Source organism: Streptomyces sp. WY228 (assembly GCF_019287315.1).
Lineage (GTDB): Bacteria > Actinomycetota > Actinomycetes > Streptomycetales > Streptomycetaceae > Streptomyces > Streptomyces caviscabies.
Genome location: NZ_CP079114.1, coordinates 7,937,368 through 7,950,787 on the forward strand (window position 1 = coordinate 7,937,368; position 13,420 = coordinate 7,950,787).

A 13,420-nucleotide genomic window follows, 5' to 3' on the forward strand; every position below is an offset into this window, starting at 1 on the left:
GAGCATGCTGGCTGTGTGACCCGGCACGAGACGCCCCGGCATCCCCCGCCCACCGGAAACGGGACCGCGGCCGGGGGATACGACGGTGACCGAGCGCCCGACGAGCTGTCGCTCGTCCTCGCGCAGGCCCTCGTCAGCGCCGTCGAGTCGAGCGGCGGCTACGCGGGCGGCGTCTACCTGCGCAGCGGGACCCCCGGGCTGCTGCGGCTCGCGGTGCTCGCCGGACTGCCGGGCCCGCTCTTCCGCCCCTGGTGGCGGATGCACGTGAACCGCCCGTTCCCGGTGTCCGAGGCCTATCGCTCCGGGCGGCCCGTGCTGCTCGGCGACGCGGAGGAGGCGATGCGCCGGTTCCCGCAGCTGATGGCCGGGCTGCCGTTCCCGTTCGGTTCGCTGTGGGTGCCGATCACCGGGCCCCGGGGAAGCCTGGGCGTGCTGGCCGTCCTGCGCGCCTCCACCCCCGGCAAGTCCGTCGCGCCCGCCGACGGCGACCGGCTGCACCGCCTCGGCCACCGGCTCGGGGACGCGCTCACCGATCTGGAGCGGCGGGGCATCGGCTGCGTATGGGACACGGAACCGGTCCCCGTGCAACTGCCCGCCGCGACCGCGCCCCCGGTGCGGGCCGGCCGCTTCGACTGGGACCTGCACTCCGGGCGGGTCACCGCCGACGACGACCTGTGCGGGATCCTCGGCTTCGCGCCCGACGCCTTCCCGGGCACCGTCGACGCGCTCGCCGAACAGCTGGTCCCGGAGGACGTCTACGGGCTGTGGGCCCTGGCCCGGCAGACGGTCGAGTCGGCCGAACCGGTCGTCCGCCGGATGCGGCTGCGCGGCCCCGACGGCCGGTCCCATCTGCTGGAGCTGTCCGGCCGCTGGACCCACCCGCACGGCGACGCGTCCTCCAGCCATCTGACCGGTTTCCTGGTCGACCTGGGCGCGGGCCCCGTCGTGCCGGAGGCCGCCGACCGGCTGCCCCGGGGCATCCTCTCCCTGGACCGGCTGGGGCGGATCACGTACGCCAACGGTCTCGCCGAGGAACTGCTCGGACACTCCCGGGCGGAGCTGATCGGCCATGTGGTGTGGCGGGCCCTGCCGTGGTTCGGGCACGAGGCCTACGAGGACCACTACCGGGCCGCTCTGATCGCCGACGAGCCCGTCCACTTCCTCGCCCAGCGCCCGCCCTCGCGCTGGCTGTCGGTGTCCCTGTACCCGGGCCACGACGGGGTGAGCGTCGTCCTCCAGGCGACGGACCAGCCGGCCTACACCCCCGGCTCCGTGACCGCGCCGGGGCTGGGCATCGGCTCGACCGCGGACCGTTCCTCCGCGCTGTACCGCCCGGTGGCCCTCGCCATCGCGCTGACCGAGGCGGTCACGGCCCGGCAGGTCTCCGCGGTGGTCACCGAGGAGCTGCTGCCCGCGTTCGGCGGCCGACAGCTCGCCATCTACCTGCTGAACGAACGTCATCTCCATCTGGCCTGGGAGACGGGGTTCCCGAAGGGGTTCCTCGACCGCTTCGACGGGGTCGGGCTCGACGTCAGCATTCCCGGTGTGGAGACCCTGACCACGGGCCGTCCGATCTTCTTCGAGTCCATGCAGCGCCTGGCCGAGGCCTATCCGGGCATCCCCATCGACGCGGACGTCGGGGCGCGGGCGTTCCTGCCCCTGATCGCCTCGGGGCGGCCCGTCGGTTCCTGCATCCTCGGCTTCGACCGGCCGCGCGGCTTCAGCCCGGAGGAGCGTACGGTCCTGACGGCCCTGGCCGGTCTCATCGCCCAGGCCCTGCAACGGGCCCAGCGCTACGACAGCGAGGCGGCGCTCGCCCGCGGACTCCAGGACGCCCTTCTGCCGCACCGGCTGCCGGAGGTCGACGGCGTCGACACCCTGGGCCGCTATCTCTCCGGCACCCAGGGCATGGACGTGGGCGGCGACTGGTACGACGTCATCGAGACCGGCAACGAACTGGCCCTGATCATCGGCGACGTACAGGGCCACGGTGTCTCCGCCGCCGCGACGATGGGGCAACTGCGCAGCGCGGTAAGGGCGTTCGCGCTGAGCAACCACGATCCGCAGGAAGTGATGAGCGGCACCAACCGGCTGCTCATCGACCTGGACCCGGGGCAGTTCGCCAGCTGCTGCTACATCGCCCTCGACCCGGCGACCGGTGTGGCCCGCGCCGTACGGGCGGGGCATCCGCAGCCCGTGCTGCGGCGGCCCGACGGCCGGACGGAGGTACTGGACCTGCCCGGCGGCATCGTGCTCGGGGTCGACGGGAACGCGACCTACCCGGTCACGGAGATGCGGCTCGACCCGGGAGCGATGCTCGCCCTCTTCACGGACGGGCTGATCGAGCGCCCCGGCACGGACATCGACGAGGGCATCGAGCGGCTGCGCGCCACCGTCGAACGCATCGGCGCGGTCCCGCTGTCCGAGACGGCCGACCAGGTCATCGGCGAGGCCAGGGCAGCCGTCGATCGCCCCGACGACATCGCGATCCTGCTCGCCGCCCGGTGGGCCGAGGCTCCGGCGGTACGGCGACCCCCGCCGGCGCGGACCTTCGGACCGGACCTGTGGCGCACGTTCCGGGGTCCGGGTCCGGGGCACTCCGCAGCCCCGGACCCGGCCCCCTAGGTTCTGTCGTCAAATGTCACGCCCACATCAGGAGTGAGGCGAGGGTGACGGCTGCTTCGTAGGACTGGACGGTCTTGTCGTAGCGTGTGGCGATGCCGCGCCATTGCTTCAGACGGTTGAAGCACCGCTCCACGACGTTGCGGTGCTTGTAGGCCTCGCGGTCGAAGGCCGGCGGGCGGCCACCGCGGCTGCCCCGCCGGGCCCGGTTGCCGATCTGGTCGGCCCGCTCGGGAATCGTGTGGGGATGCCGCGGCGGCGGAGCCAGGTGCGGATCGCCTTGAGCTGTAGCCCTTGTCGCCCAGGACGTGATCGGGCCGGACGCGGGGACGGCCGGGGCCGATCCGGGGCACCCTGATCGCGTCCATCACGGCGGTGAACTGGGTGCAGTCGTTGGTGTTGCCGCCCGTCACGACGAAGCCGAGCGGACGGCCCCGGCCGTCGCAGGCCAGGTGCACCTTGCTGGTCAGACCGCCCTGGACCGGCCGAGGGCCGGGTCGCAGAGCCCCTCGAGCCCCGGCAGCATGCTGGTGGGCCCGGACGACCGTGGAATCGACCGACACCAGCCACTCGATGTCGCCCGCCGCGTCGGCCTCGCCTGCGCGGCCCGCAGCATCCGTTCGAACGTCCCGTCCGCCGCCCACCTGCGAAAACGCGTATGCAGCGTGGCCCACGGCCCGTAGCGCTCGGGCACATCCCGCCAGGCCGTCCCGGTCCGGAACTTCCACACGATCCCGTTCAGGACCCTGCGGTCATCCAGCCGCTTCCGCCCCCGCAACGACACGGGCAGCAACGGCCGGACGAACTCCCACTCAGCATCAGACAGTTCATGACGACGTATCACGACACCATGATCCACCAACGATGATCATTTGAAGACACCGCCTAGGGCCTGTCAGGCGTCTGCCGGGCGCTCGGCCGGCACGAAGGCCTCGGAGGCCTCCAGCATGCCCTCGCGCTCCACGACCTTGATCCGCTCACGGCCCTGGGCCGCGCCCAGTGCCTGCTCGTGGGCGTCCAGCTTGTGCCAGCCCTCCCAGGTCGTGTAGCGGACGCCGCGGCCCTCCAGGAAGGCCTCGACGGCCTCCGGGGCGGGCGTGGCCGGCTCGGGCAGGCGGCCGGCGGCGCGGTCCTCCAGGACGCAGGCGACCGTCTCGTTGGCGTCGCCCTTGGTGTGCCCGATCAGACCGATCGGACCGCGCTTGATCCAGCCCGTGACGTAGACCGAGGCCATGTGCTCCTCACCGGCGATGACCCGGCCCGCCTCGTGCGGGACGGTGCCGGAGGCCACGTCGAAGGGGAGCTTGGGCAGCTCCTCGGAGTAGTAGCCGACGGCGCGGTAGACGCTCTGCATGTCCCAGTCGGTGAACTTGCCGGTGCCCCGGACATTGCCGGTGCCGTCCAGCTCGGTGCGCTCGGTGCGCAGCGCGGTGACCTTGCCGTCCTCGCCGAGGATCTCGACCGGGGACTCGAAGAAGTGCAGGAACAGCTTGTGCGGGCGGTCGCCGACGTCGCGGATCGCCCAGTTCTCCAGGGTCTGCGCGACCATGTTGGCCTGCTTGTTCTCCCGGCGGGTGGCGATGGAGCCCTCGTCGTACTCGATGTCCTCGGGGTTGACGATGACCTCGATGTTGGGGGAATGGTCCAGCTCCCGCAGCTCCATCGGGCTGAACTTGGCCTGCGCCGGGCCACGCCGCCCGAACACATGCACCTCCAGCGCCTTGTTCTCCTTGAGGCCCTGGTACACGTTGTCCGGGATCTCGGTGGGCAGCAGCTCGTCCGCCGTCTTGGCCAGGACACGGGCCACGTCCAGGGCCACGTTCCCGACGCCGAGCACGGCGACCTTCTCCGCGGTGAGCGGCCAGGTGCGCGGGACCTCGGGGTGCCCGTCGTACCAGGAGACGAACTCGGCGGCGCCGTAGGAGCCGTCCAGCTGGATGCCGGGGATGTCGAGCGCCCGGTCGGCCTCGGCGCCGGTGGAGAAGATCACCGCGTCGTAGAAGGACCGCAGGTCGTCCAGGCCGATGTCGTGCGGGTAGCTGACGTTGCCGAAGAGCCGGATCTGGGGCTTGTCCAGCACCTGGTGCAGGGCCTTGACGATGCCCTTGATGCGCGGGTGGTCGGGTGCCACGCCGTAACGGATCAGGCCGAAGGGCGCGGGCATGCGCTCGAAGAGGTCGATCGAGACCCCCGGGTCCTGGCAGACCTCGGATTTGAGCAGCGCGTCCGCAGCGTAGATACCGGCGGGGCCGGCTCCGACAATGGCGACGCGGACGGGGCGTGTCATGGCGTGGTGATCCTTCGGGGCGGGCGAACGCGGGCAGGTACAGCGTACGTCGGAGGTAAGGGTGGGCTTACTAGTCTCCGCCCCACACCGTAAGCGATCGTCCCGCGGGCCCTTCGACCGCCCCCACCCAGAGTGTCCGATTAGCCCGTTTCGTTATGCCTATATGGTCGATTTGCTTCTTTTACTCTGTATATCCGTAAAGGTGTTTCCGAGCTGTTTGATGCATTTGCCTGGGCGTGTTTTCGCCATCGCCGTGAGCGAGTGGTGAGCGTCACGTCCGAGGGGGTGGACGCAGAAGCGGAGGCATCGGTTCCCTTCTGTGCGAAGAAAGTTGACGCCGTGACGGTGCGGCCCGATCCGGGAATTCCAGCATTCGATCATGCGGGGAAAAGGGAATCCGGAATGCGGGGCTTGTTCTGTCCCGCGTTTCTCGCCTACGGTCACCGTCAATCCGGATGGAACGCCGAATCCTGCCGCCGTCCGGGAATCCGAAACCCACTCACGTACGGCAGGAGCGGGGGACCCAGGTAAGTCGCCGAACCGTAACCGGAACGGCTTGGGGTGAAGTCGCACGACCGTGCGGCCAGGCATCTCCCGTCTGAACCCGACAGCTCACCTCGCAGGCGCCGGAGAGAGGAAATCCCCCATGCCCGCAAAGGGTAAGCACCGCCGTACCCAGTCCACCTCGCTGCGTCGTGGCCTCGCCGCCGTGACCACCGGCGGAGCCGTTCTCGCGCTCCCCGTGATCGGCGCCACCAGCGCCTTCGCGGCCCCCGCTCCCACCGCCGCGCCGCAGGCCGTGGCCCCCGCCGCAGTGGCCCCCCAGGCGAATTCCGCCGTACAGGCCGCGCCCGCCCAGCATTCCGTGGTGGCCGGCGAAACTCTTTCCAGGATCGCCCGCGAGCATTCCGTGAGCGGCGGATGGAAGAAGCTGTACGAAGGCAACCGGAAGATCGTCGGAGGGAATCCCGATCTTATTCACCCGGGTATCAAGCTGACGCTCGGAAACAAGGCCGCCGCCCCGTCGGACGCCAAGTCCGCCAAGGCTTCCGACGCCACCGCACGTGGTGCGTCGGCGGACCGCGCCGACCGTTCGGAGCGTACGGGCACCGCCCCGGTGGCGAAGGCCGCTCCGGCCGCCGCGAAGGCCGTCACCTACACCAACGACCTCGACGGCTGGATCAAGGAATCGCTCGCGGTCATGGCCCAGCACGGCATCCCCGGCACCTACGAGGGCATTCACCGCAACATCATGCGCGAGTCCTCGGGCAACCCGGCCGCGATCAACAACTGGGACTCCAACGCGGTCAAGGGCACCCCGTCCAAGGGCCTGCTCCAGGTCATCGACCCGACCTTCCAGGCCTACCACGTGCCCGGCACCTCGACCGACAGCTACGACCCGGTCGCCAACATCACGGCCGCGTGCAACTACGCCGCGGACCGCTACGGCTCGATCGACAACGTCTTCGGCGCCTACTGATCCTTCGCGCCCGGCCCGAAGAGGCCCCGGACCACACGGTCCGGGGCCTCTTCGGCATGCCGGTCCGTCCCGCCGGATCTCCTGCCGGGCGGCACCGGGAAGTTACCCCCAAGTTTCTAGTGACTTACCACGCGATCGACAGTAGAACCTGTTGCACTCTGTCGAGAGTGAGGGATGTCACATGAGTGACACTACCGTGCAGGACAGCGGGGCGACGGGTGTCTCGCGTCGAAGATTCATCACTGGAACAGGTTCTCTTCTGGGAGTCGCGGCGCTGGCCGGGACCGCCGCCCCGGTGTGGGCGAGCGCCCGGGCGGCAGCAGCGCCGATCGGCTCCGGGGCCCATGTGCCGGTCCTGGTCGTCGGCACCGGATACGGCGGCTCCGTCGCCGCCCTCCGGCTCGCCCAGGCCGGTACGGACGTCCACATGGTCGAGATGGGCATGGCGTGGGACACCCCGGGCGCGGACGGCAAGATCTTCGCCAATACCACCAAGCCGGACGACCGCTCCTACTGGCTGCGGACCCGGACCAAGCAGCCGCTGAGCAACTTCCTCGGCTTTCCCCTCGACAAGGACGTCAACCGCTACACCGGCATCCTGGACGCCGAGGAGTTCGGCGGCATCACGGTCTACCAGGGCCGCGGCGTCGGGGGCGGATCCCTGGTCAACGGCGGCATGGCCGTCACCCCGCGCCGGGAGAACTTCGGCGCGATCCTCCCGACGGTGAACGCCGAGGAGATGTACCGCACCTACTACCCGCGCGCCAACAGCGGGCTGGGCGTCACCACCATCGATCCCGCCTGGTTCGACACCGTCGACTGCTACCAGTACGCCCGGGTCGGCCGAAAACACGCGCAGCGCTCCGGCTTCCCGTTCCTCTTCGTGCCCGCCGTGTACGACTGGGACTACATGAAGCAGGAGGCGGCCGGAACCGTACCCAGGTCGGCGCTGGACGCGGAGATCCTCTACGGCAACAACCACGGCAAGAAGTCGCTCCAGAAGACCTACATCGACCGGATCAGGGCCACCGGCCGGGTCACCATCTCCCCGCTCCACAAGGTCACCACCGTCACCCCGGCCCCCGGCGGCGGCTACACCGTACTCATCGACCAGCTGGACACCGGCGGCCGGACCACCGTCACCAAGACCGTCACGGCGGACAAGGTGTTCTTCGCCGCGGGCAGCGTCGGCACCAGCAAGCTGCTCGTCGGCCTCAAGGCCACCGGAGCCCTGCCCCTCCTCAACAACGAGATCGGCAAGGGCTGGGGCGACAACGGCAACGTCATGTGCGGGCGGGCCAACCACCTCTGGGATCCGACGGGGAAGGTGCAGTCGTCCATCCCGACCGGCGGCATCGACAACTGGGACGCCGGCGGAGCGTTCGCCGAAGTCGCTCCGCTGCCCACCGGCATCGAGACCTGGGCCTCCTTCTACCTCTCGATCACCAAGAACCCCAACCGGGCGCAGTTCACCTGGAACGCGGCGGCAGGCAAGGCCGAACTGAACTGGCAGACGGCGTGGAAGCAGCCGTCCATCGACGCCGCGAAGACCATCTTCGACAAGATCAACCAGAAGGAGGGGACGATCTACCGCACGGACCTCTTCGGCGTCTACAAGATCTGGGGCGACCACCTCACCTACCACCCGCTGGGCGGTGCGGTTCTGGACAAGGCCACCGACAACTACGGCCGGCTGCACGGCTACCCCGGCCTGTACGTCATCGACGGCGCGCTGATCCCCGGCAACACCAGCGTGAACCCGTTCGTCACCATCACCGCGCTCGCCGAACGCAACATCGAACGGATCATCGCGACCGATCTGTAGGCGAACCACGAAAGAGCCCGGGGCCGGGAGTGCCAACCCGGCGGCCCCGGACTCCGTCCGTGGGGGCCCCGCCCCTCACCCGTGACCGGGCAGCACGCACACCGCGTCGATCCCCAGCACATGGTTGAGCCGCCCGAACGCCAGCCACGAGCCGATGCTCATCGTCAGCTCCACGATCTCCGCCTGGCTGTAGTGCGCGGTCATCCGCTCCCAGAAGGCGTCGTCCAGACCGTGATGGTCGAGCGTGTACCGCTCGGCGTACTCCGCCGCGAGCCGGGTCCGCTCGTCGAAGGCGTCGGTCGTCCGCCACTCGGTCACCGCCCCGGCGAACTCCTCCTCGACCTTCGCCCCGTCCCGCTCGGTCCGCCAGTCCAGGCAGAACAGGCACCCGTTGATCTGCGCCACCCGCAGCCTCGCCGCCTCGAACTCCCGCAGCCCCAGCGTCGTGTGCTCGTACACCGACATGGAGAACGTGGCGGCGGCCATCCCGATGCCGGGCACCATCTCCCCCCATACATAGCCGATGGGCTCCTGGCCCTCCGGAACATCGATGATCATGCCGGTCTCCTTCCCAGCCTGCCGACCGCAGGCCGCAGCGGAACGTCGAGCGCGTCGTACAGGCCCGGCTTCGCGTCCACCAGCCAGTCGATCGCCGAGACGAGCCGCCCGACCGCGGTGGCGTTCCCGCCCGCCGACCGGTTCTCGCCCTCGTCGGACGCCTCCACCGTCACCTCGATACGGGGACGGCCCTCGATCACCACCCGGTGCGCGCCCACCCCGTCGGGCGGCGACGGCCAGTCCGGGGCGCACGAGGGGTGGATACGGGTGATGTGCTCGATGACGATGCGGGGCTCGCCGTCCACGATGCCCTGCACCTCGAAGCGCACCGCGCCCTGGGTGCCCGCCGCGAACGCGCCCATCGTGCGCGTGGTCACCGCCGTCTCCAGCGCCCGGCGGTCCAGCGTCTCGCGGATCTCGTCGAGCTCGACGCCCAGCGCCCGCGCCATGAGCCGTATCTGACCGCCCCACACCATCGTCGGAACGCTCTCCGCCAGCATCAGCGGCTCGTACTCCATCGGGTGCCCCATCCCGATCAGATGGCGCACCGACTCCTCCTGCTCGTACGTGGAGTAGTCGAAGATCTCCTGGCAGCGGATGACGTCCACCTCGGTGCCGAGACCGCTGACCAGCAGCGGCAGGACGTCATTGCCCCAGCCCGGGTCGACGCCGGAGACGAAGAGGGAACCGCCGCCCTCGGCGACGGCGGCCAGGACCGGGTCCCGCAGCTCCGGCGGGGCGTTGCGCTGGTCGTAGAGCGGATAGAGGGAGGGCGTGACGACCACCGCGCCGGCCCGGATCGCCCGGCCGATGTCGGTGAGGGCGTCGTCGGGACGGATATCGCCGGACGCCGCGTAGACCACCGCGCGGGGGCGGCTGGCCAGGACGGCGGCGATGTCGTCGGTGGCCGCGACCCCGAGCGTGCGCCCGAGACCGCCGAGCTCGCCGGCGTCGCGGCCGACCTTGGCGGGATCGTGCACGAGGACGGCGGCGAGTGTCAGTGCCGGATGGGCCGCGACGGCGCGGATCGCCGCGCGGCCGACATTGCCGGTACCCCAGACAACCGTGGGAATCATGCGCGGAGGGTAGCTCCGGGGCCTTGTACTTCCCAGAGCCGTGACTCCACCAAATCGGCCGGGTTCTCGCACAGCTGCCGCCACCCGTCATGCAGCGCTGAGTTCGGCGGTGCGGCGTAAGTTCGGTGCCCTACGCGGGATTGCCGAAGCCCCGGTTCGGGCACCGAGGAGCCGTCGATGCTGGACCGGGATGTGCTGCGCGCCGCGCGCCTGGCTGGTTACGGGACGGAGAGCACACAGCTCTCCTTGTTGAGCGATCACCGGCTCGGGGAAGTCGTGGCAGCCGCTACTCGCTCGGGTCGGGCATCGGCGGCAGGTCGGCAGAGCTGGACATCAACGGATTGCGCGTCTTCGTCAAGCGGCTCCCTTTGACGGACTCCGAGCTGAACCACGCCCCCGACACCGTTACCGGCGAGACGGCTCTGCCCCATCCGCTCCAGGACCGCAGCTCCATCACGGTCCGCTCCACGACGGGTGGCGGCAGCTGTACGAGAACACGGCCGAATCCACCGGGAGAAGAGGGTGTTCCCGGGTCTGCGGGGGAGCCGCCGGCCCGGGAACAGCTCAGAGGGTTCAGCGCTTCGCGCGGGCGCCGCTCGGGGTGCCGGTGATGGTGAACTGCGAGCCGGGCTCGATCAGTACATCGCCGTCGCGCGAGTCGGTGATCGTCACATCGGTGAGCGTCGCGTTGCCGCGGGCGCCGCCCATCGCGAGGATGCCGGATCCGTTGTTGGACGTGTCGATCCGGACGTTCTCGATCGTGACGTCCGGCATCAGCCCGCCGCCCGTCTTGAACTGGATGCCGTCATAGGTGGAGTCGATGATGTCCGTGTCGCGGATCGTGACTCCGGGGATCGGCAGATTCTGCGGGAAGAGGGTGATCGCGCCGAACTCCTGGTCCTCGTTCCAGAAGGCTCCGCCGGTGCGGTACAGGGCGTTGTTGGCGATCAGTGTCTGCCCGGAGAAGGGCAGCGGGTCGTGGTCGGTCGCCAGCATGATGGCCGGGTAGTTCATGGTGTCGGAGATGATGTTGCTCTCGATCTTGTTGCCGTAACCCCCGTAGATCGCGATGCCGTTGGCGCGCCACGGCAGCTGGATGGTGTTGTTGCGGAAGCTGTTGTCGTGGCCGATGTCGACGGACTGGTCCTTGACGTACTTGCTGGACCAGACGGCGAGCGCGTCGTCGCCGGTGTTGCGGAACGAGGAGTTGTAGACCGTGGAATTGCGGGTGCCGTTGGCGAAGTTGATGCCGTCGGCGTAGGTGTTGCGGATCCGCATGCCGGTGAACTCGACGCCGTCGCCCGGGTTCCACAGCTCCTGGATGTTGTCGAAGTCACGGCCGGCCCAGACGCCCACGTTGGCGTGCTCGATCCAGACGTTGCTGATCTTCGTGTCCTTGCCGAACCGGCCGTTGAGCGCGACGCCGCCCTCGTGGTTGCCGTCGCCGCCGCGGATGGTGCCGGAGCCGAAGATGGCGATGTCGGAGATGCGCGTGTTCTCGTCGATGTCGAAGCCGAAGTTGCCCTCGTGCGGGTGGTTGATGCCGCCCGCCTCGTGCGGCGGGGTCAGCGTGTAGAGCTGGGAGTGCCACATGCCCGCGCCCCGGATCGTCACGTCCCGGATGCCGACCTGGTTCCACTGGCCCCGGTCCAGCGGGTCGTCGGTGAGGATCTTCTGCTCCTGGCGCCACTGGCCCGCCGGGATCCACACACAGTCGATCTCACCGTTCTGGTTCGCCGTCACCGCACGCTGGATCGCGTCCGTGTCGTCGATCCCGTCGTTCGCCACCGCGCCGTACGTCGTGATGGACACACAGCCCGACGGCTGCGACGACGGCGCCGCCACCTGCTCCAGGTCGATCAGGTCGATGACGTAGAAGGAGGCGTTGTCGCTCGCGTCCCGCTGGAGCCGGAACTTGGTGCCCGCCGGGTAGGTCTGGGTGAGCAGGGCGTGGGACTCGTCGAACAGCCGCCGGGCGTCGCCGCCGGGGGTGTTGGTGAGTCCTTCGGGGCTGTCGGTGTTCCCGTACAGCCAGCTGTGCTTCGAGGAGAGGTCGAGCTTGCGGACGAACTCGCCGTCGGCGTACAGGCTGATGGTCGCCTCACGGCCACCACCGCCCGGCGCGTCCGGGATGGAGTTGCGGACGACGACGGAGTTCGACGGGGCGGTCGAGGTGAACTCCACGAACTCACCGGTGGAGTCGAGCCGCACCGACTCGCGGCCGGAGGACTCGGTGGCGTAGTTGGTGTGCCCGAAGGTGCGCACGGCGTCGGACTGCAGCAGGGTGCCGTCGTACTCGGCGTCCTCCGCCTCCAGTTCGGTGTACGGCACGGCCGCGCCGCGTCCGACGACGATGGAGCGGGCGAAGACGTTGTTGGTCTCGCTGGTCTCCGCGACCAGGTCCGTGGCGTCCGCGGTGGCGGTCAGCGTCGCGCCGCCGCTCGCCGCCGTCCAGCTGCCGCCGAGCGTGACGTTCGCGGTGGCGCCCGCCGCGATGGCCGGGGTGGTGCCGTTGAGCGTGGTGGAGCCGACGGTCAGCCGGGTGACGGTGCCCGCGCTCACCGCGCTGGTGCCGCGGTTGTGCACCGCCACGGTGAAGGTCACCGCCGCGCCGACCGCCGGGTTGGCCGGGCTGGAGGTGATGGAGCGGACCTCCAGGTCCGGGCCCGGGCTCTGCCCGACCACCAGCGGCGAGGCGGTGGTACGGCTGTTGTTGGCGTTGTCCGACTCGACGACCGTGTCGGTCGGGTCCACCAGCGCCGAGACGGTGTACGAGCCCTCCGGCCGCTTGCCGACCTCGACCGAGATCCCGGCCGACGCTCCCGCGGCGAGCGGGCCGACCGGGGCGCTGCCCACGACCACGCCGCCCAGGCTCACGTTGACGGTCGTCGCGGGGGAGGCGGCCGAACCGATGTTGCGTACGGTCCCCTCGACCGTGATGTCATCCGTCTCGGACGGGGCGGACGGGCTCCAGGAAAGCGCGCTCACGGTGAGGTCGGGGTTGGGCGCGGCCGTCCCCAGGACCTGGATCTCGGCCACTTGGGCGCCCGGCGCCCCGGTGTTGGAGAAGAACCTGAGCTGGAGGTCGGCGACGCGTCCGTCCACCGGGATGGTCACGGTGTTGCTGTTGCCGCTCGGGTCGAACGCATAGCCGGCGCGGGCCCGCAGCGAGGTGAACGCGGTGCCGTCCTGGGCCCGGCCGAGCACCTGGATGTCCTGCGTCCGGCTCGCCCAGATCGGGTCCGGGTTCAGCTTGACCACCACGGACTCCAGGTCCGCGTCTGCCCCGAGCTTCACCGTGAGGTCGGCGGGGAGCCCGTTCGACTCCCAGTAGCTGTCGACCTTGCCGTCGTTGGCGTTGGCGGCCGGGAACTCGCCGTGCGACCCGCTGGCGGTGACGGTCTTGCCGCGGGCCAGATCGGTGGCCTCAGCCGCGCTCGCGGTGACGGGCAGGAGTCCGACGGAGACCATTCCGGCTATCAGAAGCCCGGTGATCGACCGTCCGGTGAGTCGTTTCCATCTCATGATGTCCTCTGCTTCCACAATATTTGAGGCGGCAAGTCAATCTTTTG

The 13,420-nt window shown here is 69.9% G+C and carries 7 protein-coding genes, 2 pseudogenes and 1 riboswitch; of the genes and pseudogenes, 4 read left to right on the top strand and 5 right to left on the bottom strand.

Translation table 11 applies throughout. The features are described from left to right. Positions 1 to 15: 15 nt before the first annotated feature. The gene (locus KV381_RS34620; RefSeq protein ID WP_218787046.1) at positions 16 to 2,625 is read left to right on the top strand and encodes a SpoIIE family protein phosphatase; all 2,610 of its coding nucleotides are present in this window, start codon (positions 16 to 18) and stop codon (positions 2,623 to 2,625) included. Between the two features lie 16 nt (positions 2,626 to 2,641). Here the strand turns inward: KV381_RS34620 and KV381_RS34625 are convergent. Then, positions 2,642 to 3,463: pseudogene (locus KV381_RS34625) on the bottom strand (IS5 family transposase). 54 nt (positions 3,464 to 3,517) lie between these two features. Further along, positions 3,518 to 4,909 (bottom strand): FAD-dependent oxidoreductase, encoded by a 1,392-nt coding sequence (locus tag KV381_RS34630; RefSeq protein ID WP_030632522.1) that lies wholly within the window; start codon positions 4,907 to 4,909, stop codon positions 3,518 to 3,520. Positions 4,910 to 5,360: 451 nt separating this feature from the next. Continuing rightward, positions 5,361 to 5,550: riboswitch (cyclic di-AMP (ydaO/yuaA leader) on the top strand. Positions 5,551 to 5,555: 5 nt separating this feature from the next. Between KV381_RS34630 and KV381_RS34635 the strand changes: the two genes are divergently transcribed. Further along, a complete protein-coding gene (locus tag KV381_RS34635; protein ID WP_218787047.1) occupies positions 5,556 to 6,389 on the top strand; it encodes a transglycosylase SLT domain-containing protein in 834 nt (277 codons plus the stop codon). A 181-nt stretch (positions 6,390 to 6,570) separates the two neighbouring features. Beyond that, a complete protein-coding gene (locus KV381_RS34640; protein WP_181007995.1) occupies positions 6,571 to 8,214 on the top strand; it encodes a GMC oxidoreductase in 1,644 nt (547 codons plus the stop codon). A 75-nt stretch (positions 8,215 to 8,289) separates the two neighbouring features. Here the strand turns inward: KV381_RS34640 and KV381_RS34645 are convergent, their stop codons facing one another. Both KV381_RS34645 and KV381_RS34650 read right to left on the bottom strand, forming a co-directional pair. Further along, complete coding sequence (locus tag KV381_RS34645) at positions 8,290 to 8,772, bottom strand: carboxymuconolactone decarboxylase family protein (RefSeq protein WP_030084966.1); 483 nt, start codon at positions 8,770 to 8,772, stop codon at positions 8,290 to 8,292. After that, on the bottom strand, positions 8,769 to 9,848 hold the full coding sequence (locus tag KV381_RS34650; protein ID WP_030084965.1) for a dihydrodipicolinate reductase: 1,080 nt from the start codon (positions 9,846 to 9,848) through the stop codon (positions 8,769 to 8,771). Before KV381_RS34650 ends, KV381_RS34645 begins: the two co-directional genes overlap by 4 nt. A gap of 177 nt (positions 9,849 to 10,025) precedes the next feature. On the opposite strand from KV381_RS34650, the pseudogene KV381_RS36830 reads away from it, so the two are divergent. Further along, positions 10,026 to 10,234: pseudogene (locus KV381_RS36830) on the top strand (protein kinase family protein); the annotation flags it as partial. 187 nt (positions 10,235 to 10,421) lie between these two features. Here the strand turns inward: KV381_RS36830 and KV381_RS34655 are convergent. Next, a complete protein-coding gene (locus KV381_RS34655) occupies positions 10,422 to 13,373 on the bottom strand; it encodes a CARDB domain-containing protein (protein ID WP_103538517.1) in 2,952 nt (983 codons plus the stop codon). Positions 13,374 to 13,420: the final 47 nt, after the last annotated feature.